This is a genomic window from Pseudomonas sp. KCJK9111 (genome assembly GCF_046231935.1).
GTDB lineage: Bacteria > Pseudomonadota > Gammaproteobacteria > Pseudomonadales > Pseudomonadaceae > Aquipseudomonas > Aquipseudomonas parafulva_B.
This window is the reverse complement of sequence record NZ_JBJJMO010000024.1, coordinates 1-26,547: the sequence shown is the minus strand read 5'-3', so window position 1 is coordinate 26,547 and position 26,547 is coordinate 1. Positions and strand designations below refer to the sequence as shown.

General features: G+C 63.1%; 23 protein-coding genes and 1 riboswitch. Of the genes, 10 read left to right on the top strand and 13 right to left on the bottom strand.

The window, feature by feature from the left end; translation table 11 throughout:
• Window positions 1-2: 2 nt before the first annotated feature.
• The 3 genes from ACK59L_RS10690 to ACK59L_RS10680 form a co-directional block, all read right to left on the bottom strand.
• Complete coding sequence (locus tag ACK59L_RS10690; RefSeq protein WP_078478918.1) at window positions 3-935, bottom strand: rhodanese-related sulfurtransferase; 933 nt, start codon at window positions 933-935, stop codon at window positions 3-5.
• 217 nt (window positions 936-1,152) lie between these two features.
• Entirely contained in the window at window positions 1,153-1,449 is a 297-nt protein-coding gene (locus ACK59L_RS10685) for a BolA family transcriptional regulator (protein ID WP_144964697.1), read from the bottom strand.
• An 8-nt stretch (window positions 1,450-1,457) separates the two neighbouring features.
• Entirely contained in the window at window positions 1,458-1,982 is a 525-nt protein-coding gene (locus tag ACK59L_RS10680; RefSeq protein ID WP_058605622.1) for a DUF2059 domain-containing protein, read from the bottom strand.
• 153 nt (window positions 1,983-2,135) lie between these two features.
• On the opposite strand from ACK59L_RS10680, the gene ACK59L_RS10675 reads away from it, so the two are divergent.
• On the top strand, window positions 2,136-3,530 hold the full coding sequence (locus ACK59L_RS10675; RefSeq protein ID WP_058605623.1) for a class II fumarate hydratase: 1,395 nt from the start codon (window positions 2,136-2,138) through the stop codon (window positions 3,528-3,530).
• A 319-nt stretch (window positions 3,531-3,849) separates the two neighbouring features.
• Here the strand turns inward: ACK59L_RS10675 and ACK59L_RS10670 are convergent, their stop codons facing one another.
• Window positions 3,850-4,812 carry a DMT family transporter gene (locus tag ACK59L_RS10670; protein ID WP_167339277.1) on the bottom strand — a complete coding sequence of 321 codons (963 nt, stop codon included), beginning with the start codon at window positions 4,810-4,812 and terminating at the stop codon, window positions 3,850-3,852.
• A 182-nt stretch (window positions 4,813-4,994) separates the two neighbouring features.
• Complete coding sequence (gene pap / locus ACK59L_RS10665) at window positions 4,995-6,488, bottom strand: polyphosphate:AMP phosphotransferase (RefSeq protein ID WP_409273495.1); 1,494 nt, start codon at window positions 6,486-6,488, stop codon at window positions 4,995-4,997.
• Between the two features lie 130 nt (window positions 6,489-6,618).
• Here pap and mnmC point away from each other — a divergent pair, with 130 nt between their 5' ends.
• From mnmC to ACK59L_RS10650, 3 genes are all read left to right on the top strand, one after another.
• Window positions 6,619-8,589 carry a bifunctional tRNA (5-methylaminomethyl-2-thiouridine)(34)-methyltransferase MnmD/FAD-dependent 5-carboxymethylaminomethyl-2-thiouridine(34) oxidoreductase MnmC gene (gene mnmC / locus ACK59L_RS10660; protein WP_409273493.1) on the top strand — a complete coding sequence of 657 codons (1,971 nt, stop codon included), beginning with the start codon at window positions 6,619-6,621 and terminating at the stop codon, window positions 8,587-8,589.
• A 108-nt stretch (window positions 8,590-8,697) separates the two neighbouring features.
• Window positions 8,698-9,105, top strand: a complete 408-nt coding sequence (locus tag ACK59L_RS10655; RefSeq protein ID WP_409273491.1) for a DUF2946 family protein — start codon at window positions 8,698-8,700, stop codon at window positions 9,103-9,105.
• Window positions 9,106-9,181: 76 nt separating this feature from the next.
• Window positions 9,182-11,233, top strand: a complete 2,052-nt coding sequence (locus ACK59L_RS10650) for a TonB-dependent receptor (protein ID WP_409273489.1) — start codon at window positions 9,182-9,184, stop codon at window positions 11,231-11,233.
• Between the two features lie 41 nt (window positions 11,234-11,274).
• Here ACK59L_RS10650 and ACK59L_RS10645 read toward each other — a convergent pair whose 3' ends face one another.
• Genes ACK59L_RS10645 through ACK59L_RS10630 form a run of 4 tightly spaced genes read right to left on the bottom strand, consistent with a single transcriptional unit; the run spans window position 11,275 to window position 16,225 of the window.
• Entirely contained in the window at window positions 11,275-12,294 is a 1,020-nt protein-coding gene (locus tag ACK59L_RS10645; protein WP_409273487.1) for a FecCD family ABC transporter permease, read from the bottom strand.
• Entirely contained in the window at window positions 12,291-13,259 is a 969-nt protein-coding gene (locus ACK59L_RS10640) for an ABC transporter substrate-binding protein (protein WP_409273485.1), read from the bottom strand. The genes ACK59L_RS10645 and ACK59L_RS10640 overlap by 4 nt, the downstream gene beginning before the upstream one ends.
• Entirely contained in the window at window positions 13,256-14,041 is a 786-nt protein-coding gene (locus tag ACK59L_RS10635; protein ID WP_409273483.1) for an ABC transporter ATP-binding protein, read from the bottom strand. Before ACK59L_RS10635 ends, ACK59L_RS10640 begins: the two co-directional genes overlap by 4 nt.
• 45 nt (window positions 14,042-14,086) lie before the next feature.
• The gene (locus tag ACK59L_RS10630; RefSeq protein WP_409273481.1) at window positions 14,087-16,225 is read right to left on the bottom strand and encodes a TonB-dependent receptor; all 2,139 of its coding nucleotides are present in this window, start codon (window positions 16,223-16,225) and stop codon (window positions 14,087-14,089) included.
• A 108-nt stretch (window positions 16,226-16,333) separates the two neighbouring features.
• A riboswitch (cobalamin riboswitch) is annotated at window positions 16,334-16,542 on the bottom strand.
• 50 nt (window positions 16,543-16,592) lie between these two features.
• Between ACK59L_RS10630 and ACK59L_RS10625 the strand changes: the two genes are divergently transcribed.
• From ACK59L_RS10625 to ACK59L_RS10605, 5 genes are all read left to right on the top strand, one after another.
• Entirely contained in the window at window positions 16,593-17,192 is a 600-nt protein-coding gene (locus ACK59L_RS10625; protein WP_409273479.1) for a hypothetical protein, read from the top strand.
• A 36-nt stretch (window positions 17,193-17,228) separates the two neighbouring features.
• Window positions 17,229-19,016 (top strand): N-acetylglutaminylglutamine amidotransferase, encoded by a 1,788-nt coding sequence (locus ACK59L_RS10620; RefSeq protein ID WP_058605634.1) that lies wholly within the window; start codon window positions 17,229-17,231, stop codon window positions 19,014-19,016.
• Window positions 19,017-19,020: 4 nt separating this feature from the next.
• Window positions 19,021-20,766, top strand: a complete 1,746-nt coding sequence (gene ngg / locus ACK59L_RS10615) for an N-acetylglutaminylglutamine synthetase (RefSeq protein ID WP_409273477.1) — start codon at window positions 19,021-19,023, stop codon at window positions 20,764-20,766.
• Window positions 20,767-20,871: 105 nt separating this feature from the next.
• Complete coding sequence (locus ACK59L_RS10610) at window positions 20,872-22,056, top strand: osmoprotectant NAGGN system M42 family peptidase (RefSeq protein ID WP_058605636.1); 1,185 nt, start codon at window positions 20,872-20,874, stop codon at window positions 22,054-22,056.
• 85 nt (window positions 22,057-22,141) lie between these two features.
• Window positions 22,142-22,369: a YheU family protein gene (locus ACK59L_RS10605; protein ID WP_023533767.1), complete on the top strand. Its 228-nt coding sequence runs from the start codon at window positions 22,142-22,144 to the stop codon at window positions 22,367-22,369.
• A 29-nt stretch (window positions 22,370-22,398) separates the two neighbouring features.
• Here ACK59L_RS10605 and csrA read toward each other — a convergent pair whose 3' ends face one another.
• Both csrA and ACK59L_RS10595 read right to left on the bottom strand, forming a co-directional pair.
• Window positions 22,399-22,599: a carbon storage regulator CsrA gene (gene csrA, locus ACK59L_RS10600; RefSeq protein ID WP_058605637.1), complete on the bottom strand. Its 201-nt coding sequence runs from the start codon at window positions 22,597-22,599 to the stop codon at window positions 22,399-22,401.
• A gap of 129 nt (window positions 22,600-22,728) precedes the next feature.
• Complete coding sequence (locus ACK59L_RS10595; protein ID WP_144964708.1) at window positions 22,729-23,538, bottom strand: SDR family oxidoreductase; 810 nt, start codon at window positions 23,536-23,538, stop codon at window positions 22,729-22,731.
• Between the two features lie 224 nt (window positions 23,539-23,762).
• Here ACK59L_RS10595 and ACK59L_RS10590 point away from each other — a divergent pair, with 224 nt between their 5' ends.
• Window positions 23,763-23,915 (top strand): DUF3309 family protein, encoded by a 153-nt coding sequence (locus ACK59L_RS10590; protein WP_012271016.1) that lies wholly within the window; start codon window positions 23,763-23,765, stop codon window positions 23,913-23,915.
• A 50-nt stretch (window positions 23,916-23,965) separates the two neighbouring features.
• Here ACK59L_RS10590 and ACK59L_RS10585 read toward each other — a convergent pair whose 3' ends face one another.
• Together ACK59L_RS10585 and ACK59L_RS10580 are read right to left on the bottom strand one after the other, a co-directional pair.
• Window positions 23,966-25,630, bottom strand: a complete 1,665-nt coding sequence (locus ACK59L_RS10585) for a cation acetate symporter (RefSeq protein ID WP_058637553.1) — start codon at window positions 25,628-25,630, stop codon at window positions 23,966-23,968.
• Window positions 25,627-25,938, bottom strand: a complete 312-nt coding sequence (locus ACK59L_RS10580; RefSeq protein ID WP_196136264.1) for a DUF485 domain-containing protein — start codon at window positions 25,936-25,938, stop codon at window positions 25,627-25,629. The genes ACK59L_RS10585 and ACK59L_RS10580 overlap by 4 nt, the downstream gene beginning before the upstream one ends.
• Between the last annotated feature and the right edge of the window lie 609 nt (window positions 25,939-26,547).

Below are 26,547 nucleotides of genomic sequence, written 5' to 3'. Positions count from 1 at the left end.
GATCAAGCCTCGGCTTTGTAGTTGTGACCAATCGGGTGCGGCAGGTTGCGGGCCTTGGCCAGCTCGATCTGCTTCTGCCGGTCGATGGCGCTGCGGCGGGTCTTCTCGCTCAGCGAATCCCAGCAGTGCGGGCAGCTTACACCTGGCGAATAGTGCTCCGAGGCACGCTCCTGGGCATTGATCGGATGACGGCAGGCGTGGCACTGGTCGTATTCACCCTCGCTCAGGTCATGGCGAACCGTGACGCGGTTATCGAACACGAAGCAGTCGCCCTCCCACAGGCTTTGTTCCTCAGGTACCTCCTCGAAGTACTTCAGGATGCCACCCTTGAGATGATAGACCTCCTCGAAACCTTCACCGAGCATATAGCTGGACGCTTTTTCGCAACGAATGCCGCCGGTGCAGAACATGGCGACCTTCTTGTGGCGGGCTGGGTCGAAGTTGGCCTTGATGTAGGCGGGAAATTCGCGGAACGTTTCGGTCTTGGGGTCGACGGCCCCCTTGAACGTACCGATGGCCACTTCGTAGTCGTTGCGCGTATCGACCAGCAGTACCTCGGGGTCGCTGATCAGCGCGTTCCAGTCCTTGGGCTCGACGTAGGTGCCCACCGCCTGGTTAGGGTCGACCCCAGGCACGCCCAGGGTGACGATCTCTTTCTTGAGCTTGACCTTGGTACGGTAGAAGGGCTGCTCGTCGCAGTACGACTCCTTGTGGTCGATGTCCACCAGGCGCGGGTCGCTGCGCAGCCAGGCCAGCAGGCCGTCGATGCCTTCGCGGGTGGCTGACACGGTGCCGTTGATGCCTTCATGGGCCAATAGCAAGGTGCCTTTGACGTGGTTGTCGAGCATGGCCTTGAGCAGCGGCTCGCGCAGTTCGACGTAGTCTTGCAGGGTGACGAACTTGTACAGCGCCGCGACGACGATGGGGTGTGACATGAATCAGGTTCTCCAGGTGGTTGCCCTCGTAAGGGGCAGACCGGGCTACACAATGAACAAAGGGCCGCTGCACGCCCACCGCAGGCACGCCTGCCGCTTCAGGTGCCCGGTGCGTCAACGCAGTGGGTTTACCTGAAGCAGCTGGGGGACCTGCGATGGGCTGTGCAGCAGCCCCTTTTTGGGATGAAGCGGATTCTACCAGAACAACAGCAAGGTTTCAGTGCCCGCCGCCGGCGCATACAGGCGATGCCGGCGCACTGCCGACCTGCGCCCACTCATCGCCGGTATAGGTGTGGATGGCCAGCGCATGAATCTGGCCCATCAGCTCACCCATGGTCGCGTACACCTTCTGATGCCGCTTGACGCTGTTCAGTCCTTCGAACACATCGCTCACGATCACCGCCTTGTAGTGGGTCTGCTGACCACGGCTGTGCATGTGGCTTTCATCGAGCACCTGCAGGTGCTGAGGCGTCAGGCTTGCCAGTTGCTGTTCGATACGCTGTTGCATGTTCATGGCCGTGCTCACTTCTTGGCTGGCGCGGCTGCCTTGCCATAGTTGGGGTCCAGCTGCTTGGTCATGTCTTCAAGCAGCTTGTTGACCACCGGCACCGCAGGTTCGAGGGTCTGCTGGGTCAGCTGAGCCGATTGCTGGGTGACCTTGGGCATCTCGCGCAGCACCTTGCGGCCAAGGGGCGACTCGTAGAACTTGACCAGGTCCTTGAGCTCTTGCTCGGTAAAGGTCTGGGTGTACAGGTCGACCATCTTGGGCTTGAGCTTGTTCCAGCCGATGGCGTTGTCCAGCGCGGCGTTGGCCTTGGCCTGGTAGCTTTCCAGTACGGGCTGTTTGGAGGCAGGCGCCTTGGTCTGGGCGAAGCGCTGGGCAAACATCTGCTGCACTTGCATGTACACCGGCGTGCCCAGTTTGTCGGCATTGGCCAGGGTCAGGAATTTCTCGGCAGCGGCGTTGTGGCTGGCGGTGGCGGCCAGCACCTGGCCACTGGCGCAAGCCAGGGCGACGGCAGCACAGAGGACACGAAGACGGGTCATTGCATTTCCTTCAGGAGGGGGAGGCGGTACCTCAGAGCGAGCATTCTGCGCCCGCCAAGGCGAGCTGCTCAAGTGGCACGACAGGCGATTGAACCGCCAGGTCGCATGAGGGCCTAAACTGCTGATTCTGACTGACAAGGGAGTGAATGCAGCATGAGCCGTATCGAAACAGACAGCCTTGGGCCGGTCGAAGTTCCTGAGCACGCCTACTGGGGCGCCCAGACCCAGCGCTCGTTGATCAACTTCGCCATCGGCCAGCAACGCATGCCGCTCGCCGTGCTGCATGCCCTGGCCCTGATCAAGAAAGCCGCTGCCCGCGTCAACGACCGCAACGGCGCCCTGCCCGCCGACATTGCCCGGCTGATCGAGCAGGCCGCCGACGAGGTCCTCGACGGCAAGCATGACGATCAATTCCCACTGGTAGTCTGGCAGACCGGCAGTGGCACGCAGAGCAACATGAACGTCAACGAGGTGATCGCAGGTCGCGCCAACGAACTGGCCGGCCAGGTGCGCGGCGGCAAGTCGCCGGTGCACCCCAACGATCACGTCAACCGCTCCCAGAGCTCCAACGACTGCTTCCCCACCGCCATGCACATCGCAGCCGCCCAGGCCGTGCACGAGCAACTGCTGCCGGCCATCGCCGAGCTGTCCTCGGGCCTGGCCGAGCTGTCGGCCCGGCACCATCGCCTGGTCAAGACCGGGCGCACGCACATGATGGATGCCACGCCGATCACCTTCGGCCAGGAAGTCTCGGCATTCGTGGCGCAGCTCGATTATGCCCAGCGCGCCATCCGCGCCAGCCTGCCGGCGGTGTATGAGCTGGCCCAGGGCGGCACGGCGGTGGGCACGGGCCTCAATGCGCCCCAGGGCTTCGCCGAAGCCATCGCTGCCGAGCTGGCTGCCCTGTCCGGGCTACCCTTCGTGACCGCGCCCAACAAGTTTGCAGCGCTGGCCGGGCACGAGCCGCTGACCAGCCTGGCTGGGGGGCTGAAAACCCTGGCGGTGGCCTTGATGAAGATCGCCAATGACCTGCGCCTGCTCGGGTCAGGCCCCCGTGCGGGATTGGCCGAGGTGCGCTTGCCCGCCAACGAGCCCGGCAGCTCGATCATGCCCGGCAAGGTCAACCCAACCCAGTGCGAGGCGCTGTCGATGCTGGCCTGCCAGGTGCTGGGCAACGACACCACCATCGGCTTTGCCGCCAGCCAGGGGCATCTGCAGCTGAACGTGTTCAAGCCGGTGATCATCCACAACCTGCTGCAGTCCATCGAATTGTTGGCAGACGGTTGCCGCAACTTCCAGGAGCATTGCGTGGCGGGCATCGAGCCAGATGCCGAGCAGATGGCCGCACACCTGGAGCGGGGGCTGATGCTGGTGACGGCACTGAACCCGCATATCGGGTACGACAAGGCTGCCGAGATTGCCAAGAAAGCCTATGGTGAGGGCAAGACCCTGCGTGAGGCAGCGCTTGAGCTGGACTACCTGACCAACGAGCAGTTCGATGAGTGGGTAAAGCCTGAGAACATGCTGGCGCCGGGTGGCAAGGGTTGAGGTGTTGGGGGGCTGCCTGCGTGGCCCCTTTTTTTGGCAACGCCAAGCAGGCTTGCGCATTTGATGTGCAAGCAACTGCCTTGCACCGCATCTGGGCCAGCTGACCTCCGTGTGGGAGCGGCCTCGCCGGGGCGCCGGACCGGCCGCGATGGGCTGCGATGGGCTGCGAAGCGGCCCCGGCAATTGGCGATAGTGCTCACATCTCTGGGGCTGCTGCGCAGCCCATCGCGGCCGGTCCGGCGCCCCGGCGAGGCCGCTCCAACAACCATTCCTGCTGCCCAACAGGGGTCTGATCAGAGGTGTTACTCGCCCCCAACACCTAGGACACCTGCGCCAGCCGGGCACGACGTGCCCGCCATCCCGCCACCAGCGAAGGCCCGAGCGCTACCAGCGCAGAGCCTGCCACCACGACCACGGCCCCTACATACCCCAACAGGTTGATCTGCTCGGCCTGCACATAATCAGGCCACGCCAGCGCAGCCAGTGCCACCGCCACGAACGTCACCAATGGCGTCAATGCCAGCGTCGCACTGACCCGGGAAGCCTCCCAATGCGCCAGGGCTTCGGCGAAGGCGCCATAGGCCACCAGCGTATTCAGGCAGCACGCCAGCAGCAGCCAGCCCTGTACGGGGCTCAGTTGCAAGACCTCCAGCGGCTGCACCCAGGGCGTCAGCAGCGCCGCGCAGCACAGGTAGATCACCATCATCACCTGCTGCGAATTCCACACCGTCAGCAACTGCTTCTGGCTCAAGGCGTAAAACACCCAGATACTGGTGGCCAGCACAATGGTGAGCACACCGGTGGTGTAGGCGCCAAGGGAGGTCAACAGCTCTTCCAGGCGCTGGTTGAAGAACAGCCCGAAGCCTGCCAGCAGGATCAACAACCCCACCCCCTGCCCCACGCTGAAGCGCTCGCGAAACACGAACACACTGGCCACCAGCAGCAGCACCGGCCCCAGTTGCACCACCAGCTGCGCGGTCCCAGGGCTGAGCAACTTCAAGCCGATCAGGTACAGCACGTAATTGCCCATCAAGCCCAGCACCGCCACCCCAACCAGGCCCCTGCCCTTGGGCGTGAGCCGGCCGAACGACGGCAGGCGGCGGTTGGCCGTCAGCCAGGCGCACAGCAGTCCACCGGACACCAGCAGGCGATACCAGGTCACCGTCAACGGGTCCATCACCTGCAGCACCTGCTTGAGCTTGATCGGCAGGATGCCCCACAGCAGTGCCGTCAGCAGGGCAAGCAGCAGGCCGTGAACCCAACGGCCGGAGGTGGTGTGCATGGTGTCCTCGATCAGATCCGTGGTGGGGGTGGCTGAATTCTACGGGGTTGCGCAGGTAAGCTGAGCAGCCCTGCCGGGAAAAGAATTCATCACGTCATTCTGTGGGGGCATGATACGGGCAACACACCGGATCGCGGCTGTGCTGCCCAAGCCCACTTTCATGTCAGGTGTACGAGCCCGGCCTACTTCTTGTGCTTGGCGAACGCCGCTTCCAGTGCTTCGTTGATGGTGCGCAGAACCTTGACCCGTGCCCAGCGCTTGTCGTTGGCTTCAACCAGCGTCCAGGGCGCGATCTCGCTACTGGTGCGGTCGACCATATCGCCCACGGCCTGGCTGTAGTCGTCCCATTTGTCGCGGTTGCGCCAGTCGTCCTCGGTGATCTTGTAGCGCTTGAACGGGGTTTGTTCACGCTCCTCGAAGCGCTCGAGCTGGGTCTGCTGGTCAATGGCCAGCCAGAACTTGACCACCACCACGCCCGCATTCACCAGTTGCTCTTCGAAGTCGTTGATTTCGCCATAGGCACGCATCCAGTCGGCAGGGCTGCAGAACCCCTCGACCCGCTCCACCAGCACCCGCCCATACCAGGAACGGTCGAAGATGGTGAACTTGCCACGCGCGGGAATGTGCCGCCAGAAACGCCACAGGTAAGGCTGCGCGCGTTCTTCTTCGGTAGGTGCGGCAACGGGCACGATCCGGTACTGACGCGGATCCAGGGCAGCGGCCACGCGCCGGATCGCACCACCCTTGCCCGCCGCATCATTGCCTTCGAAGGCCGCAACCAAGGCATGACGGCGCATGTGCTTGTGACGCAGCAAACCGGCCAGACGCGCCTGCTCGGTGACCAGTTGCTCCTGATAGTCCGCCTTGTCCAGACGCAAGCTCAGGTCCAAGGCACCCAGCAGGCTACGTTGGTCGATGCTGCGCCCCAGCGGCGCGACATTGCTCTGGTGCTTACCCTTGGGGTTGTTGGCCAGGGCCGCCTGCAAGCTGTCGAGCAGGATGCGTCCGACGGCCAGGCTGCGGTAATTGGGGTCGACACCCTCGACGATATGCCAGGGCGCGTAATCGCGGCTGGTGCGACGCAACACACGCTCCCCGAAGCGCACGAAGCGGTCGTAGGTGTGTGACTGCTGCCAATCCAGCGGGCTGATCTTCCAGCTGTGCAAGGGGTCGTCCTTGAGGGATTTGAGCCGCCCCTTCATCTGCTTCTTGGAAAGGTGAAACCAGAACTTGATGATCAACGCGCCTTCATCGCACAGCATCTGCTCCAGGCGTTCGGCACCGTTGATGGCCTGGTCCAGGACCGCGTCCTTCAACACCCCATGCACGCGCCCCTGCAGCATCTGGCTGTACCAATTGCCGAAAAACACCCCCATGCGCCCCTTGGGCGGCAAGGCGCGCCAGTAACGCCAGGCCGGTGGCCGCGCCAGTTCCTCGTCGGTCTGCTGATCGAAGGTGAGCACATCGATCATGCGCGGGTCCATCCACTCGTTGAGCAGCTTGACCGTCTCGCCCTTGCCGGCCCCCTCCACGCCGTTGATCAGCACAATGACCGGAAAACGCGCTTGCTGCTTGAGCTCATACTGGGCCTCGAGCAGTGCCTGACGCAGGGCGGGTACCTCGGCGTCGTAGGTTTGCTTGTCGATGCTGTGACCAATTTCGGCAGATTCGAACATGCACGGGCTCCTTCAATGGATAGACAAGACTAGCGCAAAAGCCCACCTGGGTTGGGAGCTCGGGCTGCAAGAAAGCCCCAGTCATGCGACTATCGCCACTTCTTCAGTCGCTTGTCGCTGTGCACCTGCCATGACCGTAACTCCCCCGCTCCAGCACGCCCAGATCGACTGGGACGAACAGGGCCGCCCTCATTCGCGGCATTACGATGACGTGTACTTCGCCGTCAACGAAGGCATCGATGAAACCCGCCATGTGTTTCTCGGACAAACCCGCCTGGCTGAACGTTTCACTGCAATGGCGCCTGATGCCTGCATGGTCATCGGCGAGACGGGCTTTGGCACCGGCATGAATTTCTACTGCGCCTGGCAACTGTTCGCGCAACACGCCCCCGCAGATGCCCGGCTTCACTTCGTCAGCGTCGAGAAATTCCCCCTGGCCCGCGATGACCTGGCCCGTGCCATCAGTCTGTGGCCGGAACTGGCCGCCTACAGCCAGCCTTTGCTGGCCCAATACGTGGCGGTGCATCCGGGGTATCAGCAATTCACCTTCGAAGGTGGACGCGTCACCCTCACCTTGCTGATCGGTGATGTGCTCGAGCAATTGCCGGAGCTCGACGCCCAGGTCGACGTCTGGTTCCTCGATGGCTTTGCCCCTGCCAAGAACCCCGACATGTGGACCCCGGCCCTGTTCGCGCAACTGGCGCGGCTGTCCCACCCCGGAACCGTGCTGGGTACGTTCACCACCACCGGCTGGGTACGCCGCAGCCTCGTGGAGGCGGGTTTTGCCATGAAGAAGGTGCCTGGCATCGGCAAGAAGTGGGAAGTGATGAGCGGGGCGTATGTGGGCCCGACCCCTGCCCTTACAGCGCCCTGGTACGCCCGACCGCCTTCAGGGGATGGGCCGCGTCAGGCCGTGGTGGTGGGTGCCGGGCTGGCCGGCAGCTGCACGGCGGCAAGCCTGGCCCGACGCGGCTGGCAGGTCACGCTACTGGAGCGGCATGGGTCAGCGGCGCAGGAAGCGTCCGGCAACCCGCAGGGGGTGCTGTATCTCAAGCTATCGGCGCATGGCACGGCCTTGTCCCGGATGATTCTCGCCGGTTTCGGCTACACCCGCCGTCAGCTTGAGCACCTTCAGCGCGGCGAGGACTGGGACGCCTGCGGCGTTCTGCAACTGGCCTTCGACGACAAGGAAGCGGCGCGCCAGGGCAAGCTGGTGCAGGCCTTCGACCCCGGTCTTGTGCACGCATTGACCCAGGATCAGGCCCAGGCCACTGCCGGCATCACCCTACCGGCAGGCGGGCTATTCTACCCCGAAGGCGGTTGGGTGCATCCGCCCGCCCTATGCCGCCAGCAGCTTGAGCACCCCAACATCCGCCTGGTCACGCACCAGGAGGTCCTGTCGCTGCACAAGGTCGCCGGGCGGTGGCAGGCTTGGGCCGGTGACCAGTTGCTGGCCGACGCGCCGGTGATGATCCTGGCCAGTGCTGCCGAGGTCAAACGGTTCGAACCGTGCGCCGGCTTGCCGCTCAAGCGTATTCGTGGCCAGGTCACCCGACTGCCCGCAACACCCCAAAGCCGGGCGCTGGGCACCGTGGTCTGCGCGCAAGGCTATGTGGCGCCCGCGCGATGCGGCGAGCACACCCTGGGCGCCAGCTTCGATTTCCACAGCACTGACCTGACCCCCACGGCGGCCGAACACGAGGGCAACCTGGCGCTGCTGGACGAAATTTCCCCTGACCTGTCCCACCGTCTTGGCGCGGCGGGGTTCGATGCGCAGGCGCTCGAAGGCCGCGCCGCTTTCCGCTGCACCAGCCCGGACTACCTGCCTATTGTCGGGCCTTTGGCCGACGACCACGCTTTTGCCCAGGCCTATGCAGCGCTTGCCCGGGACGCGCGACAAGTGCCGCAGGTGGCGTGCCCTTGGCTTGAGGGCCTGTACGTCAACAGCGGCCACGGCTCGCGGGGCCTGATCACGGCGCCGCTCAGCGCAGAACTGGTGGCGGCCTGGGTCTGCGGCGAACCGCTGCCGGTGCCGCGAACCGTCGCCGAAGCCTGCCACCCCAACCGCTTTGCACTGCGGCGCCTGATTCGGGGCAAATAACAGGTGCCTCGCCCAGACGGGCGCCCTGCGACAATAGGGCGCAGCAGCGACATTTCATACCTGATCGCGAATGAGGCTTAATACGGGCCTTGATCGCCTGGGGGTCAGATGACCGTACGTGCACGCTCACTTGTGTGTTTGCTTGCAAGCATTGCCGTGCTGTTCAACCTGCTGGCGATGCCGCTCGATCGTGCCTTGCAATCCCCCAGCATCGACAGCCAATCGCTGATTCTGGGAAGCTTTTGCAGCCTGCACGGTGCGCAGAGCTTGCCCAAGTCACTGCTGGCCCAGCTCAAGGCCGACCTGCCGCAACTGGACGATCAGCCGCCAATCAAGCATCAGGCGGGTGACTGCTGCTGTGGCCATGCCGGGCATGCCTTGCTGGCCAGCGACTACTATCGCCACCTGTTCCCCCGCTACTGGCCCGACGCACTGCTGATCGGTGACAGCCACAAGCTGCCGTTGCCGCGTGAACAGTGGCCCAAGCTCAACCCCCGCGCCTCTCCCCTGGCCTGACCCGTCGTCGCTTACCCATTGCTGCCCCGCGACATGCGGTGCGCAGCGCTGCTCGACTGTCTTCAGGAAACACTTCATGTCTGCGTTTCGTCATACCGCACGCGCCGTCCTGCCCGTGCTCGCTGTTTATAGCCTTAGCCCTTTGTCATCGGCCATTGCCGAAACACGCGCTGCCGAGAACTCGACGCTAACCCTCGGTGCAGTCAGCGTGACCAGCACCGAAAGCGGCCCGCTGGCCACCAGCAGCGTGCTCAGTTCAGTGGATATTCTAGGCGGTGACATCCTCGAAAAAATGCCAGTCGCCTACAGCTGGGAGCTGTTGCGCCGGGCACCGGGGGTGATGCTCACCGAGTTCAACCAAGGCACCACCTCGGGCAAACTGTCGTTTCGCGGCTTCAATGGCGAAGGCGAAGTGAACGCGGTCAAGTTGCTGATCGATGGCATCCCCAGTAACACCAACGACGGCAACATGCCCTTCATCGACGCGGTGTTCCCCATGGACATCGACAGCATCGACGTGGTGCGCGGCACCAGCGACCCGCGCTATGGGCTGAACAACATTGCCGGCAACGTCAACATCAACACCCGCACCGGCGGCAATTACAACAAGGCGCGCCTGCGCTACGGCAGTTTCAACACCCGCGAGGTGCAACTGGCCAAAGGCATCGAAACCAGTAACTGGACACAGAACTATTTCTTAGCCCGCCAGCAGGTCGACGGTTACCGCGATCATGCCGACACCGAACGCTACAGTTTCGGCGGCAAGTGGTTCTATACCCCTGACGATGGCAGCTACCGCCTTGGCCTGATCGCGCGTCACTACGAATCCGAAGCCCAGGAAGCGGGCTACTTGACCAAGGACGACGCCCGCCATCATCCGCGCATGACCAATGACTACAACGCCACGGACAAAGGCACGCGGCGAATGAACCAGGTCAGCGTGCACTTCGACACTGACCTGGCCGAGACCCTGTCCTGGTCGGCCAAGGCCTACCTCAACACCTATGACGACCGTCGCTGGACCCAGTACTGGCGCAGCAGCTCACAGCAGGAGCGCGACACCTACGAGGACCAGTACGGCGCCATCACCTCGCTGACCTGGCGGCCACAGGTGGACTGGCTGCACGCCTTTGCGCTGGAAGGTGGCAGCGATGTGCAAAAGCAGCAGAACCGCAGCGAGCGCTATCGCACGGTGGGACGGGTGCGTCAGGCCCAGACCCGTGACCAGGACTTCGGCTTCAACACAGTCGGTGCCTACGTACAGGCAGAGATCGAGCCGTTGGAGTCGCTCAAGATCGTGCCGGCCTACCGGGTGGACAAGATCAGTGGTGACTTCACCAACCAGATGACCGGGCAGGCCTACGACATCAACGACTACGGGCTGATCAGGCAGCCCAAGCTCAGCATTGTCTATTCGCCATGGACGTCCGCCAGCCTTTATGCCAACTGGGGCCGCACCTTTCAGGTCGGGACCGGCGCCGCAGCCTACAAGGTGCCGCCGCGTAACGAAGACCTGAATCCCTCGGTCAACGAAGGCTGGGAAACCGGCGTCAAGTTCACCCCGGCCAGCTGGGTCGATGGCCGTGTGGCCTATTGGCGTCAGGACGCCTCTGGCGAAGTGAGCCGGCGCCTGAACGACCCGAGTGGGGAGTCGGACAATGTCGGTGAGACACGGCGCTGGGGCTACGACCTGCAGGTCAACCTGCACCCGGATAAACGCACCGAGGTATGGATGTCGTACTCCTGGCAGTACTCCAAGATCCTTGAGCCCAGCAGCGCATTACCAGGTAGCAAGGGCCAGGAAATCGATCACGTGCCACATCACCTGTGGAATACCGGCATCAGCTACCAGGCTACTCCAAAGCTTCAGCTCACTGCCTGGGCGAACGGGCAGACCAACTACTACCTGGAGCGGGAGAACACCCAAGGTACCTATGGCGGCTACGTGCTGATGAACCTCGGGGCGACGTACAAACTCAGCGAAACCATGAGCGCGGACTTGCAGTTGAAGAACCTGACCAACCGTTACTACGAGTACGTCTGGTACGACCCAGATGGAGCAGATGCGTCACTGCACTCCCCCGGCGACGGCCGTGCGCTGTATGCAGGGCTCACCCTGGACTTCTGATGCAGGGCACGGCAAGCACCCCACGGTGGCTTGCCGTGTCGTCACCGCTTGAGCAACAGCATGAAGAACATCCCGCCCAGCGCTGCGGTAGCAATGCCGATCGGCAGGTCTTGCGGTGCGATCAGGGTGCGGGCGGCCACATCCACCCAGACCAGAAACACCCCACCCAGCAGCGCACTGACCGGCATCAACCGCCGATTGTCCGCCCCCACCAGCAAGCGCGCTACGTGGGGTACCATAAGGCCCACGAAACCGATGGCACCCGACAGCGAGACCAGCACCCCGGTCAACAAGGACGTGCAGATGAACACCTCAAGCCGCAGGCGCCGGCCACAGAAGCCCAAGCTGATCGCGGTCTGCTCGCCACTCATCAATGCATTCAGGCCGCGCCCCATCACCTGGAGCGCACACAGCCCAAGCAGCACGCACAGTGCCGGCAACCAGATGACCTCCCAGCGGGCAGCCCCCAGCCCACCTAACATCCAGAACACCACCGAAGCCGCCGCATGCTGGTCACCGGTATAGAGCAGCAGGTTGACCACGGCCATCAGCACGAAGGACACCGCCACCCCCGCCAACAGCAAGCGATCGCTTTCCAGGCGCCCGCCGCGGCGCGCCACGCCGATCACCAGCAGCATGCTCCCTGTCGCCCCCACGAACGCAGCCAGCGGCAGGCTGAGCACACCGACGAAGTCCCCGAGGTAAAGCATCACCAGCACTGCGCCCAGCGCAGCGCCGGCGCTGACACCCAGCAAATGTGGGTCTGCCAGTGGGTTTCGGGTGACGGACTGCAGCGCCGTACCCACCAGGGCAAGCCCTGCCCCGACCAATGCGCCCAACAGTACACGCGGGGCACGGATGAGCCAGATGATGTGCGTCTGGCTCTTGCTGAGCGCAGGCCCCCAGTCGATGCCCATCTGGTGCGCGACGATCCCGATGACGTGGGTCAAGGGCACCGATGCCGGGCCAAATGCCAGCGACACGACCAAAGACGCCACCAACAGGATGACCAGCATCACGACCAGCCAGCCATAACGCGCTGGGCTGCGCGCCAAGGTCATGGTGCCCCCGCTGCGAACAGCTCGGGATGCAGGGCGCGGGCGATTTTCTCCACGGCTTCGACGTTCTCCACCGAGGGGGTGACCTGCAGGTAGGTCAGTGGCACGAAGCGCTGCTCGCGGATGGCCCGTACGTCTTTCAACGCAGGCTGGTGCAACAGAAAATCACGTTTCTGCTGCCAGGTCCTGGGTCCGTAGTCGACGATCAGGATCACGTCAGGGTCGCGCTCTACCACGCTTTCCCAATTCACCTGGGTCCAGCTGGCGGCCACGTCGTCCATCACGTTCACGCCACCGGCTGCGTCGATCAGTGCCTGCGGCATGCCCAGGCGCCCCGATGTCAGCGGGCGATCTTCGCCGCTGTCGTACAAGAAGACCCGTGGTCGGTGTTGCGCCTGCCCTGCCCGCGCTTGCACCCCGGCGATCCGCTGGCGCATCTGCCCGATCAGCGCTTGGGCCTGGCGCTGGTGATCGAACATGTGCCCCAGGTTATCCAGGTCGCGATAGACATCATCGAAGCTCGCACGTTGGCCGGACATGACCCAAGCGCAGGACTCGCTCAACTCGTAGACCGGCACTCCAAAGGGCGCAAGCGTCGCGGGGGTGACCGCCCCTCCCACGTGCATGCCATAGTTCCAGCCGGCGAAGAACAGGTCGGCATCGACCGCCAGCAGCGTTTCAATGGAAGGATAACGGCTTGCCAGTTGAGGTACGCCCTCCAGCGCAGCGTCGATCCATGGGTCACGGTGTTTACTGCGGGTGAACCCTGTGTAGCCGATGATGCTGTCTCGCAGCCCCAGGTGCAGCAGCATGGCGGTCATGTTCACATCGTGTACCACCACCCGTTGGGGGGCCTTGCTGAACGTCACCAGGCGCTCGCAACTGCGCACGTTCAGCGGGTACTCGCTGGCCGTGGCAGGCAGCGCCAGCAGCAGCGTTATCAGGGCGATCAGAAAGCGAGCGTTCATGGTCGGGTTATCCAGGTAATGCGTGGGTAAGGGTGCAGCGGATGAAGGTCGACCAGCGCCTGGACACCAAACACCTCCTGGATCAGTTCGCGGGTCAGCACCTGCTGGGGCGTGCCGCTGGCAAGGATTCGGCCAGCGTCGAGGACGTACAGCCGGTCACAGAATGCCGCAGCCAGGTTGAGGTCGTGGAAGCTGGCCAGGGTGCTCAGCCCCAGGCTGCGCAAGTGCTGCAGAAGCCCAAGTTGGTAATGCGGGTCGAGGTGGTTGGTCGGCTCGTCGAGAATCAGCAGCTCAGGGGCTTGCACCAGTGCCCGGGCCAACAGCACGCGCTGCTTCTCGCCTCCGGATAGCGAAGCGAACGTACGCTGGGCATGGCCTGCCAGCCCAACCAGCACAAGCGTATGAGCGACCCTTTGCCGGTCCTCGGGCGTGTCGCCATCAAACAGGGCCTTGTGCGGCGTGCGCCCCATGCTCACCACCTCGGCAACGCTCAATCCGAATTCGCCAGGAAACTCCTGGAGCACCACCGCGATACGCTGCGCACACCAGCGCGGGCTGCGCTGCCAGATATCGACACCGCTCACGCTGACCCTGCCTGCGGTGGGTTGCGTGGCGCGATAGGCGCAACGTAGCAGGCTGGTCTTGCCACTGCCGTTGGGGCCGACAAGCCCTACGCACTCACCGTCGTCCACATGCAGGTCCACGCCTTGCAGGACCTGGCGCACCCTGCGCCCCGCCTCAGGCACTGCCCAGTGCAGGCCTTCGATACTCAGTCGAGTCATCGGATTCACTCCAGCAAGCACCGGCCCGCAGGCCGGTGGGACGGATCAGAAACGGTAATCGGCCGTGACAAAGAACGACCGTGGTTCACCCAGGTACCACTGCCGGCCGTTATTTTCGGTAGTGGTGGCGTACTGACGATCGAACAGGTTGTTGAGCTGCAGGCCCAAAGTCAGGTCCGGCTGCACGTGCCAGTCAACGTTGGCGTCGACCACGGTGTAGCTCGGTACCTGCACGGTATTGGCATTGTCCCCATAGCGGCTGTCGACATACCGCGCTCCAGCCCCGGCACTGAACAACCGACCAAAGTCTTTGCTCAACCACAGGTTGGCCGACCGCCGTGGCACATCGATCGGCCGGTTGCCGCTGTAGTCGCTGTTGCCACTGGCAAATTCGTCGTACTCGGCGCGGACCCAGGCGGCGTTGGCCGAAAGCTGCACACCGTAAGGCAGGCGCAACGCCAGGGTGGCCTCGATGCCGTCCGAGGATTGCTGGCCGACCTGTTGCTGGACAGTGGGGTTGAGTGGGTCGGTACTCAGGAGTTTCTTCTTGACGATGTGGTATGCCGCCAGTGTCCACTCGCCACGGCCTTCAGGCAGCATCTGCTTGACACCGACTTCGGTCTGTTTGGCGGTACTCAGGTCCCAGCTTTGTTGCGCTGCACTGAGCGTCAGCAAGTTGCTCACGCCTTCGGTGCTGGTGGCGTACTGACCATAGACCGAGAGGTCCTCGGTCAGCGCGAACACCAGGCCCGCCCGCCAGTTGTCGCCACTCAGACTGCGATCGGCGCGGGTATCGGTGTCCAGATCGTCACGGTTCAGGTGCACCTGATCATGCCGCACACCGGTGATCAACGACAGACGCTGGGTCAGTTGCGTGCGGTTTTCGGCGAACAGGGAGAATTGCCGGGCCTGGTTCGCTTCGCGCGAGCGGTAGGGGTCGGTGCTGATGTAATCGCCGCCGCCCGAGCCCCATAGCGGAACGGTATCTGTGTAGGTGTTGCCAAAATCATGCTTGCGCACGAAGCGGATCGCGTTGTAGTCCGCACCAACCACGGTCTGGCTGTCCAGGCCGAACAGGGTGTGCTGCAGGGTGACCGATTGGCGATCCCCAATCTGTTCCTGGGTCTGCTTGATGCTGATGAAATTGCTGCGCTGCACCTGGTCGCCCGGCTGCCAAGTGTAGCTTTCGGCATTTCGCCACCGGCGCTGGGCCTTGAGGAAATACAGCTGGTTATTGGCGGTGAGGTTGTCGGTGATCACCCAGTCCGTGACCAATCGAGTGGACTGATCGTTGTAATGCACCTCGGCGTCGGCCACGTTGTAGTTGTGGTCACGAAGCGATTCACGGTAATGCCCATTGACCAGCGGCGTACCGAAATACTGTTGCGGGTCCTGGTCACCGTAGTCATGGCTGAGGGTGACGCTGAAATCGTCGTTCGGCTGCCAGCGCAATGAACCGCTGACAGCAACGCTGGCTGACTCACCACGGTCGACCCAGCCATTGCTGTCCAACTTGTTGAGGTTCAGGCGATAACTCAGGGTATCGGTCAGCGAACCGCCGCTGTCCAACGCCAACTGCCGACGATCATTGGAACCGTAGCCCAGGCGAACCTGGTTGCGAATCTCGCCGTCGAAGGGCTTTTTCGGCACCACGTTGATCACCGCACCGGTGGCGCCCTCTCCGTACAACACCGAAGCCGGGCCGCGCAGCACGTCGATGCGTTCTACTGACCAAGTGTCCACGGGAAACGTGACGGTGCCGGCGCCCACGTACAGGCGGGTGCCGTCATACAGCTGCATGGTCGAACTGTGCCCGGTGAAGCCACGGGCCGAAAGCGCAGTGCCGCCGTTGCCAGGCGTGCCGACGAAAGTGATGCCGGGGGTGCGGGTCACCGCGTCCTGCACCGTGGCGTTGTTGCGCCCGAGAATTTGCTCGGCGCCGATGCGGGTGACGCTGGCTGGCGTTTCCAAGGGCGTGAGGTTCAGGCGCGAACCGCTGGTGCCAGGAGTGTGCAGGTCCACGGGAGGGTTCTGCTCGGCGGTGCCGGTGATGGCTGTGGCGGGCAATGCCAGCGCATGGACATCTTCGGCTGCCTGAACCGGGACGGCCATGCACACACAGGGCACCAGGCTCGCGCCTAGCAACGCCCCTTGAGGGGTAAGAAAAACACAATAGCGGGACATATCTTTCCACTTGCAGCAGGAACGAAAGAATCCCGGAGGGAACAACGCATGGGGAACGCGCAGGCGCACGCGCCCACGGAAACCGGCCTGCGCCCGCCCACCGCGGGTTTGCCAAACAAGGCTTCAGGCCGGTCTCCGGGCTCGCGAGGGTCATGATGCCGTCACCTTCCCATGCCGGCGGCACAGTGGTCTGTCGAAAGCATCGCTCGCATACCGTTGCGGGGGCAGCGCCGGACTGATCACCCTGGGGTGACGAACCGGCTTCCCGTTTCACCCCATGCACGGCGGCAGGGGGCACCTGAAACAGGCGCGCAGATGACCATCAAAATCGTTCCGGGTCAACATCTTGTGCCAATGGCCGTCATGGATGAATCGCCATCAAGCATCGACGAACGGCATTTCGATGATTCATACGGCCTGCTTGGCGGGCTTCAACCGAGCCTGCGAAAGCGTGTTCAGGTGGGCGCAGCGCTGGGTTGGAGAGCGATTGATCGGTGCCCTTAACAGGGCCGACGCCGGGGGACTTGAGCTACTGGAAATTCTCGAAAATCGCACCAAAACCAGGCGCACATGCAAAGTTTTATTGAACGATCGGGCCTTGTACGCCCTCGAAAAACCCAGACCGCTCACCGAGGCGCGTTCAGATGATGTGTTCGCGCCCAGTGGGACAGACGACCGTTCGGCGCTGTTCAGACGCCCCGAAGCGAGTCAAAAACGTTACTGGCTGGCAGCTTCGCGGATGCTTGGTATCAGGCCCCGCAGGATGCACGACACGCGCCACACGTACGCAACCATGTGCCTGGTGGCCGGCATGAACCCGGCATTCATCGCCGCGCAACTCGGGCACAGCGTGCAGGTGCTGCTCTCCATGCGCCAGGTGGATCAACGCCCCAACGACTGGGCGCAGTTTGATCAGCCTAAGCCTGCGGGAAGCAGTACAAATGCGGTACGCGTGAAAAGCCAGTGACGCCATGAGTGCCGAAACTCAAAGGGTTTACGTTACATGTGCGGACTAGCTGGAGAATTGCGTTTCACCCCCCTCGGTCAAGCCCCTCGCCCAGCCGACCTGGCTGCCGTTGAGCGAATTACTCATCACCTGGCGCCACGTGGCCCGGATGCGTGGGGCTTTTACAGCCAGGGGCCAATCGCCCTCGGCCACCGTCGCCTGAAAATCATGGACCTGTCCGACGGCTCGGCCCAGCCCATGCAGGACAGCACCCTGGGCCTGTCACTGGCCTTCAACGGCGCCATCTACAACTTCCCCGAATTGCGCCAGGAGCTGCTGGACCTGGGCTATAGCTTCTGGTCCGACGGCGACACGGAGGTGCTGCTCAAGGGGTACCACGCCTGGGGCGAGGCCCTGCTGCCCAAGCTCAACGGCATGTTCGCCCTGGCTATCTGGGAGCGCGACAGCCAGCGCCTGTTCCTGGCCCGTGACCGCCTGGGCGTAAAGCCCCTGTACCTCTCGCGCAACGGCGAGCGCCTGCGCTTTGCATCGACCTTGCCGGCGCTGCTCAAAGGGGGCGACATCGACCCGATGCTCGACCCGGTGGCACTGAACCACTACCTGAATTTTCATGCCGTGGTCCCGGCGCCGCGCACGCTGCTGGCCAACGTGCAAAAGCTCGAACCCGGCACCTGGATGCGCATCGACCGCCACGGCGAAGTCGAGCGCAGCACCTGGTGGCAACTCCAGTACGGCCCCAACCCGGATGAGCGTGACCTGACCCTGGAGGATTGGACCACACGGGTCCTTGACGCCACCCGCGATGCGGTTGCCATTCGCCAGCGCGCTGCCGTCGACGTGGGCGTGCTGCTCTCCGGCGGTGTCGATTCCAGCCTGCTGGTCGGCCTGCTGCGCGAAGTGGGGGTGGATGACCTGTCGACCTTTTCCATCGGTTTCGAGGACGCAGGCGGCGAGCGCGGCGATGAATTCCAGTACTCGGACCTGATCGCCAAGCACTACGGTACCCGCCACCATCAACTGCGCATTGCCGAGCACGAGATCATCGATCAGTTGCCTGCGGCGTTCCGCGCCATGAGCGAGCCGATGGTCAGCCATGACTGCATCGCCTTCTACCTGCTGTCGCGCGAAGTGGCCAAGCACTGCAAGGGCGTGCAAAGCGGCCAGGGCGCCGATGAGCTGTTTGCCGGCTACCACTGGTACCCGCAGGTCGATGGCGCCAACGATGCATTCGCGGCGTACCGCGAAGCGTTCTTCGACCGCAGCCATGCCGAATACCGTGACACCGTGCAGCCGGCCTGGCAGCTGGAGAACGATGCTGCTGGCGACTTCGTCCGTGAACACTTCGCCCGCCCTGGCGCCGACGCGGCCGTTGACAAGGCTCTGCGTCTGGACAGCACGGTGATGCTGGTGGACGACCCGGTCAAGCGTGTGGACAACATGACCATGGCCTGGGGCCTGGAAGCCCGTACGCCGTTTCTGGACTACCGCCTGGCAGAACTGTCGGCTCGCATTCCGGCACGCTTCAAGCTGCCCGACGGCGGCAAGCAGGTGCTCAAGGAGGCGGCGCGCCGGGTGATTCCGCATGAAGTCATCGACCGCAAGAAGGGTTACTTCCCGGTACCTGGCCTCAAGCACCTCGAAGGCGCCACCCTGGGTTGGGTACGCGACCTGCTGACCGACCCGAGCCAGGACCGCGGCCTGTTCAACCCGGCCATGATCGACCGTCTGCTGAGCAACCCGCACGGCCAGCTCACCCCCCTGCGCGGTTCCAAACTGTGGCAGTTGGCGGCGCTGAACCTGTGGTTGACCGAACAAGGACTCTGAACCCATGAAAGCCCACGAAACGGCCTATGGCCAGCGCCTGCTGCGCGGCCAGGCGCCCTCTTACGAGCGCCTGCAGGCACGCCTTGCGGGCGATGGCAGCGAGCCCCACGACCAGCCACGTGCCCTGCACTGTGGCTGGGGACGGCTACTGATCGGGCATACCTATGCCGACCCGGCCAAACTGGCCGAAGACCTGTTGGGCGAATGCCGCGGCGAACGCGACATTGCCCTGTACGTGGCGGCACCCCAGCAGGTGCTGGCCCACGCACCGCAGCAACTGTTCCTGGACCCCTCGGACACCCTGCGCCTGTGGTTTACCGACTATCGCCCGGCACAACGGGTATTTCGCGGCTTTCGCGTGCGTCGGGCGCAAAACCCCAGTGACTGGCAAGCCATCAACACGCTCTACCAGGCACGCGGCATGCTGCCCGTGGACCCTGAGCTGCTCACCCCGCGGCACCTGGGCGGACCGGTGTACTGGCTGGCCGAGGACGAAGACAGTGGCGCGATCATCGGCAGTGTCATGGGCTTGAACCATGCCAAGGCCTTCGATGACCCGGAACACGGCAGCAGCCTGTGGTGCCTGGCGGTAGATCCGCACTGCACCCGTCCTGGGGTGGGTGAAGTGCTGGTGCGCCACCTGATCGAGCACTTCATGAGCCGCGGCCTGGCCTACCTGGACCTGTCGGTGTTGCACGACAACCGCCAGGCCAAGCGCCTGTACGAAAAACTGGGCTTTCGCAACCTGCCCACGTTCGCCGTCAAGCGCAAGAACGTCATCAACGAGCGCCTGTTCCTGGGCCCTGGCCCACAGGCTGACCTCAACCCCTATGCGCGCATCATCGTCGATGAGGCCCTGCGCCGGGGTATCGAGGTGCAGGTGTGCGACGCCGCTGCCGGTCTGTTCACCCTGAGCCTGGGCGGTCGCCGCGTACGCTGCCGGGAGTCGCTCAGCGACCTGACCAGCGCCGTGACCATGACCTTGTGCCAGGACAAGCGCCTGACCCAACACGCCCTGCACAATGCAGGTCTGCTGGTGCCGGCGCAGCAACTGGCCGGTAACGCCGATGACAACCTGGCGTTCCTCGAGGACCACGGCGCGGTCGTGGTCAAACCCGTGGATGGCGAACAGGGCCAAGGCGTAGCGGTCAACCTGACGACCATCGAAGAGGTCACGCGTGCGGTCGAACACGCTCGACAGTTCGACAGCCGCGTGCTGTTGGAAAGCTTCCATGCCGGGCACGACTTGCGCATCGTGGTCATCGGCTATGAAGTGGTCGCGGCCGCGATTCGCCACCCGGCGCAGGTGATGGGCGATGGTACGCACAGCATCCGCGCGCTGATCGACGCACAAAGCCGGCGGCGCCAGGCAGCCACGGGCGGCGAAAGCAAGATCCCAGTGGACGATGAGACCGAGCGCACGTTGGCCGCGGCCGGCTTTGGGTATGAGGATGTGTTGCCCGCTGGCCGCCAGCTGGCCGTGCGGCGCACCGCCAATCTGCACACCGGCGGCACGCTCGAAGATGTCACGGCACGCCTTCACCCTACCCTCGCCGATGCGGCCATCCGTGCAGCGCGGGCACTGGAGATACCCGTGGTGGGCCTCGATTTCATGGTCAAGGATGCCAGCGAACCCGACTACGTCATCATCGAGGCCAACGAGCGTGCAGGCCTGGCCAACCACGAGCCGCAACCGACGGCAGAGCGCTTCATCAACCTGCTGTTCCCCCATAGCAGGCCGCTGGCCTGATACACCCATGCTTCGCTCGGACGGGAGCCCGGCGCCGGCGCCGCTCCCGCTCGACCGTGACGACCAGATCACCCAACGCTTTTTCAACCGACCGGAGGCCTGGACATGTCTGAACGACATCCCGAACCCGATCTCGAGTACCTCAAGCGCGTCTTGCTGGAAATGCTCGCCATCCCCAGCCCTACAGGCTTCACCGACACCATCGTGCGCTACGTGGCCGAGCGCCTGGACGAGCTGGGCATTCCCTACGAACTGACCCGACGCGGCACCATTCGCGCCACCCTCAAAGGGCGTCAAAGCTCCCCGGACCGCGCCGTCTCCGCGCACCTGGACACCATCGGCGCCAGCGTGCGCCAGGTGCAGGACAACGGTCGCCTGGCCCTGGCGCCGGTGGGTTGCTGGTCCAGCCGCTTCGCCGAAGGCAGCCGCGTCAGCGTGTTCACCGATGCAGGCGTATTTCGTGGCAGCGTACTGCCACTGATGGCCAGCGGGCATGCCTTCAATACCGCCATCGACCAGATGCCCATCAGTTGGGATCATGTGGAAGTGCGCCTGGACGCCTATTGTGCAACCCGTGCCGATTGCGAGGCGCTGGGCATAGGGATCGGCGATTTCGTGGCCTTCGACCCGCTGCCCGAGTTCACCGACAGCGGGCATATCAGCGCCCGCCACCTGGACGACAAGGCCGGGGTCGCTGCCTTGCTGGCCGCCTTGAAAGCCGTGGTGGAAAGTGGCCGCCAGCCGCTGATCGATTGCCACCCGCTGTTCACCATCACCGAAGAAACCGGCTCGGGAGCCGCCGGCGCCCTGCCCTGGGATGTCAGCGAGTTCGTCGGGATCGATATCGCCCCGGTCGCGCCCGGCCAGGCCTCCAGTGAGCACGCCGTCAGCGTGGCCATGCAGGATTCGTCCGGGCCGTACGACTACCACTTGTCCCGACACCTGCTCAAGCTCGCAGGCGAACAGGAATTGCCGGTACGCCGCGACCTGTTCCGCTACTACTTCAGTGATGCCCATTCGGCGGTGACCGCGGGCCATGACATCCGCACGGCGCTGGTCGCCTTCGGCTGCGATGCCACCCACGGCTATGAGCGCACGCACATCGACAGCCTGGCCGCGTTGAGCCAATTGTTGTCGGCCTACCTGTTGAGCCCGCCCGTGTTTGCCAGCGACTCGCAGCCAGCCAATGCGTCACTTGAGCGCTTCAGTCATCAGCTTGAACACGATGCGCAGATGGAGAGCGACACGCGCGTGCCGGCGGTGGACAGCCTGGTCGGTCAGAAGACCTGACAGCAAGTGCGGGACCGCCTGGCGGGCGGTCCCTGCGCCATCGAAATCGCGTAGGATGCCTACAACTCATTCAGACACTTTACCCATGCTGATTCCCTACGAACACCTGCAAGCCGACACCCTCACTCGCCTGATCGAGGACTTCGTGACCCGCGACGGCACTGACAATGGTGATGACACGCCGTTGGAAACCCGTGTACTGAGGGTCCGCCAGGCGCTGGCCAAGGGGCAGGCGTTCATCCTGTTCGACCCTGAAAGCCAGCAGTGCCAGCTGCTGGCCAAGCACGACGTGCCTCGCGAACTGCTGGAGTAAGGCACAGGCGGGGCGACTTCCAGGCGGCCTTATGAAGCCTTGTGCGCCCGGCGCGCCCTGGCACATTGCGTTTCCTTGATACGCCTGTAGACCTCGGCGCGGTGCACCGGCACCTCCCGGGGTGCATCGACACCGAAGCGCACCATCCCGTCCCGGGTCTCTACCACCATGATTCGGATGTCATCGCCGATCATGATGACCTCACCCACTTCGCGTCCTATTACCAACATGTTCCGGTTCTCCAGCGAAAGGGAAAACCGGAGCGTGCAGCTTAGCCATTTGGCTACTCAATACTTCCACCCTCATTCAGAAAGACCTGACACGGCTAGGTAACCTTTCTTACAGAGCCGCCCTACTCCTTAACGGGTTCGGGCCTTCGCACGCATCTTCACTGCCATGTCGGCCATTTCATCGTACAGCCGTTCAGGTGCCTGGCATTTCAACGCCCAGGCCTGGCGCCCCGCTTCGTGGGGCAGGATCAGAAACTGCCCGTCAGCCACCTGGTGGTAGATGCACTCGGCGATATCGCTGGCACTGATGGGCGAGCCTTCCAGCAACTTGCCGACCTGCGCTTTCATGGCCGGATCCGGCCCACGGAACGAGTCCAGCAGGTTGGTCTGGAAAAATGACGGGCAGACCACGTGCACACCCACCCCAAGTTGGCGCAGCTCCACCAGCAGGCTTTCCGAGAGCGCCAGCACTCCCGCCTTGGCGACGTTGTAGTTGCTCATGCCTGGGCCCTGCATGAGCGCTGCCATGGAGGCGATGTTGACGATGCGCCCTTTGCTGCGTTCAAGCAGCGGCAGAAAAGCTTTGCAGCCCTTGACCACGCCCATGAGGTTTACCGAGATCTGCCAGTCCCAGTCTTCGAGCGACAACTCGGCGAAGAACCCGCCTGATGCCACCCCGGCGTTATTGACGATCACATCGATGCCGTCGAAGTGCTCCTCGCATGCCTGTGCCAGCGCGGTGAGCTGGCTGTAGTCGCGTACATCGCACCGTTGCACGAACCCGTCCCCGCCCGCGGCACGCACCATTTCAAGCGTCTGGCGCAGGCCAGCCTCGCTGATGTCGGCCAACGCCAGGCGCCAGCCTTCGCGCGCCCAACGCAGGGCAATTTCGCGGCCCAGCCCGGAGCCTGCGCCAGTGATCATGATGCGCTTGTGCATGGCGACTGCCTTTTTTCAGAGGGTGTGGCCCCAGTCTAATCAAGCCGATGCCCAGGGCGGGTGCTTATCAGGCAAGTGAATGAGCGGCCATGAACCGCCCGCTGCGCACAAAGACGGGGCGATGGCCAACACGCCGATGGAATCTTTCACAAGCGGCGTCGGTCATTAATTACAAGAGGCCGGCAACCTGGGCCCTTGACCCTCAACCACGCAAGGACTCCTCCATGACCACGATTCTCATCATCATCCTGATCCTCCTGTTGATTGGCGGCTTGCCGGTGTTCCCGCACTCGCGCAGCTGGGGCTATGGCCCGTCCGGCATCGTCGGTGTGGTGCTGGTGATCTTGCTGGTGCTGTTGTTACTCGGCATGATCTAGTGAAGCAAAAAAAAAACCGCGCCGAGGCGCGGTTTTTTCATGCTTGCGAATCAGTGCGATACCGCCCCTGAAGCGCCCAGGCCAGTCTGCGAGCGCACGAACTGCGGGAAGAACAGCGCCCGCTCGTTCTCAGCAGCCGTAGACTTGTCGGTGATCGAGAAGAACCAGATGCCCACGAAGGCGATCAGCATCGAGAACAAGGCTGGGTACTCGTAAGGGTAAATGGCTTTCTCGTGGCCAAGGATCTGCACCCAGATGGTCGGGCCGAGCACCATCAGCGTCACTGCACTGATCAGGCCTAGCCAGCCGCCAATCATGGCGCCACGGGTGGTCAGTTTCTTCCAGTACATCGAGAGCAGCAGTACGGGGAAGTTGCAGCTGGCCGCAATGGAGAAGGCCAGGCCCACCATGAAGGCGATGTTTTGCTTCTCGAACAGGATGCCCAGGCCGATGGCCAAGACGCCCAGCGCAACGGTGGTGATCTTCGAGACGCGGATTTCGTCCTTGTCGTTGGCCTTGCCCTTGCGCCACACGCTGGCGTACAGGTCATGGGAAACCGCCGAAGCGCCCGCCAGGGTCAGGCCAGCCACGACCGCCAGGATGGTGGCGAAGGCCACGGCCGAGATGAAGCCCAGGAACACACTCCCGCCCACGGCATTGGCCAAGTGCACGGCGGCCATGTTGTTACCGCCCAGCAAGGCGCCGGCTGCGTCCTTGAAGTCCGGGTTGGTGCTGACCAACAGAATCGCGCCGAAGCCGATGATGAAGGTCAGGATGTAGAAGTAACCGATGAAACCGGTGGCGTAGAGCACGCTCTTGCGGGCTTCCTTGGCATCGCTGACGGTGAAGAAGCGCATCAGGATGTGTGGCAGACCAGCCGTACCGAACATCAGGGCCAGGCCCAGCGAGAAGGCCGAGATGGGGTCCTTGACCAGACCGCCGGGGCTCATGATGGCCTCGCCCTTGGCATGCACCTTGATGGCTTCGGAGAACAGGGTGTTGAAGTCAAAGCCTACGTGCTTCATCACCATCAGCGCCATGAAGCTTGCACCCGACAGCAACAGCACCGCCTTGATGATCTGTACCCAGGTAGTGGCCAGCATGCCGCCGAACAGCACGTACAGGCACATCAGAATACCGACCAGGATCACGGCCACGTGGTAGTCCAGGCCGAACAGCAGTTCGATCAACTTGCCTGCACCTACCATCTGTGCGATCAGGTAGAAGGCCACCACCACCAGCGACCCTGAGGCGGACAGGGTGCGGATCTGCTTTTGCCCCAGGCGATAGGAGGCGACGTCGGCGAAGGTGTATTTGCCCAGGTTACGCAGGCGCTCGGCGATCAGGAAAAGGATGATCGGCCAACCTACCAGGAAGCCAATGGAGTAGATCAGGCCATCGTAGCCGGAGGTGAACACCAAGGCGGAAATACCCAGGAACGAGGCTGCCGACATGTAGTCGCCGGCAATGGCCAGGCCGTTCTGGAAACCGGTGATGCGACCACCGGCAGCGTAGTAGTCCGAGGCGGACTTGTTGCGCTTGGAAGCCCAGTAGGTGATGCCCAGGGTGAAGGCCACGAAGGCCACGAACATGGCGATGGCAGAAACGTTCAGCGGTTGTTTCTGCACCTCGCCGGTCAGGGCATCGGCAGCCCACACGGCGGGTGCAAAGACGCCGCAGGCCAGAACGGCCAGTGTCTTGGCAGGACGAATCATTGTTGCGCCTCCTTCAGGATGGCCTTGTTCAGCTCATCGAATTCGCCGTTGGCACGGCGCACATAGATGGCGGTCAGGACAAATGCCGAGATGATCAGCCCGACGCCCAGGGGAATGCCCCAGGTGATCGATGAATCAGGGCTGATCTTGGCGCCCAGTACCTGGGGGCCGTAGGCGATCAGAAGGATGAAAGCGCAATAGAGCCCGAGCATGATCGCCGAGAGTATCCAGGCGAACCGTTCGCGCTTGCTGACCAGCTCCTTGAAACGGGGGCTGTTTTGTATCGAGAGGTAAATGCTGTCGTTCATTGTTTTTGTCCTAGCAGCACAGAGAGGGAATGTAACCCACACCCTTACTTTATGCGGCTGTTGGACGGCAACCAGACGACCTTAGTCTTAGATGCAACGGTGTTTTACCGATTGCGTAACAACGCGGGCGACCAACGTGGGTTTGGCAGGGTCTGCCAGTGGGCGCCATGGTGCTTGTAGGGCGTCACTAAAGCGTTGGGTTCCAACTCCCCCGAAGGCAGGATCTGTGCCTGACCTCGTGTATAGAGAGCCCCCGGATCATTGCCCAGCACAGAGCGTACAGAGATGTCGATAAATTGGACTTCGCACTACATCAGCTCCAAGGTTGTAGGCGGCAAGGGGTGTGGTGGTCGGTGGGTTATAAGTAATCTGCTACGTGGCTTATACTGTGCCCATCGTTTGAATCGAACCACCTTGAATTTTCCATAACTGCAACTAAGCAATCTAGCAGCTCAGAATATGTTGCTAAGGCACTCTCTGCCCCTGCTGTTGCTGTTGCTGTTGCTGTTGCTGTTGCTGTTGCTGTTGCTGTTGCTGTTGCTGTTGCTGTTGATCTTGATCTTGATCTTGATCTTCGCGACTTCAGAAGGCCGAACGCAGGTCTTGCGG

Bases quoted from the DNA above. Each gene is read 5' to 3' on its own strand.
- csrA (WP_058605637.1), bottom strand. From the start codon at position 22,599: ATGTTGGTAATAGGACGCGAAGTGGGTGAGGTCATCATGATCGGCGAT.
- ACK59L_RS10605 (WP_023533767.1), top strand. From the start codon at position 22,142: ATGCTGATTCCCTACGAACACCTGCAAGCCGACACCCTCACTCGCCTG.
- ACK59L_RS10655 (WP_409273491.1), top strand. From the start codon at position 8,698: ATGACCGTACGTGCACGCTCACTTGTGTGTTTGCTTGCAAGCATTGCC.
- ACK59L_RS10630 (WP_409273481.1), bottom strand. From the start codon at position 16,225: ATGTCCCGCTATTGTGTTTTTCTTACCCCTCAAGGGGCGTTGCTAGGC.
- ACK59L_RS10640 (WP_409273485.1), bottom strand. From the start codon at position 13,259: ATGAACGCTCGCTTTCTGATCGCCCTGATAACGCTGCTGCTGGCGCTG.
- ACK59L_RS10580 (WP_196136264.1), bottom strand. From the start codon at position 25,938: ATGAACGACAGCATTTACCTCTCGATACAAAACAGCCCCCGTTTCAAG.
- ACK59L_RS10680 (WP_058605622.1), bottom strand. From the start codon at position 1,982: ATGACCCGTCTTCGTGTCCTCTGTGCTGCCGTCGCCCTGGCTTGCGCC.
- ACK59L_RS10670 (WP_167339277.1), bottom strand. From the start codon at position 4,812: ATGCACACCACCTCCGGCCGTTGGGTTCACGGCCTGCTGCTTGCCCTG.
- ACK59L_RS10620 (WP_058605634.1), top strand. From the start codon at position 17,229: ATGTGCGGACTAGCTGGAGAATTGCGTTTCACCCCCCTCGGTCAAGCC.
- ACK59L_RS10650 (WP_409273489.1), top strand. From the start codon at position 9,182: ATGTCTGCGTTTCGTCATACCGCACGCGCCGTCCTGCCCGTGCTCGCT.
- ACK59L_RS10675 (WP_058605623.1), top strand. From the start codon at position 2,136: ATGAGCCGTATCGAAACAGACAGCCTTGGGCCGGTCGAAGTTCCTGAG.
- ACK59L_RS10610 (WP_058605636.1), top strand. From the start codon at position 20,872: ATGTCTGAACGACATCCCGAACCCGATCTCGAGTACCTCAAGCGCGTC.
- ACK59L_RS10590 (WP_012271016.1), top strand. From the start codon at position 23,763: ATGACCACGATTCTCATCATCATCCTGATCCTCCTGTTGATTGGCGGC.
- ACK59L_RS10635 (WP_409273483.1), bottom strand. From the start codon at position 14,041: ATGACTCGACTGAGTATCGAAGGCCTGCACTGGGCAGTGCCTGAGGCG.
- ACK59L_RS10625 (WP_409273479.1), top strand. From the start codon at position 16,593: ATGAATCGCCATCAAGCATCGACGAACGGCATTTCGATGATTCATACG.
- ngg (WP_409273477.1), top strand. From the start codon at position 19,021: ATGAAAGCCCACGAAACGGCCTATGGCCAGCGCCTGCTGCGCGGCCAG.
- ACK59L_RS10690 (WP_078478918.1), bottom strand. From the start codon at position 935: ATGTCACACCCCATCGTCGTCGCGGCGCTGTACAAGTTCGTCACCCTG.
- pap (WP_409273495.1), bottom strand. From the start codon at position 6,488: ATGTTCGAATCTGCCGAAATTGGTCACAGCATCGACAAGCAAACCTAC.
- ACK59L_RS10595 (WP_144964708.1), bottom strand. From the start codon at position 23,538: ATGCACAAGCGCATCATGATCACTGGCGCAGGCTCCGGGCTGGGCCGC.
- ACK59L_RS10645 (WP_409273487.1), bottom strand. From the start codon at position 12,294: ATGACCTTGGCGCGCAGCCCAGCGCGTTATGGCTGGCTGGTCGTGATG.
- ACK59L_RS10685 (WP_144964697.1), bottom strand. From the start codon at position 1,449: ATGAACATGCAACAGCGTATCGAACAGCAACTGGCAAGCCTGACGCCT.
- mnmC (WP_409273493.1), top strand. From the start codon at position 6,619: ATGACCGTAACTCCCCCGCTCCAGCACGCCCAGATCGACTGGGACGAA.
- ACK59L_RS10585 (WP_058637553.1), bottom strand. From the start codon at position 25,630: ATGATTCGTCCTGCCAAGACACTGGCCGTTCTGGCCTGCGGCGTCTTT.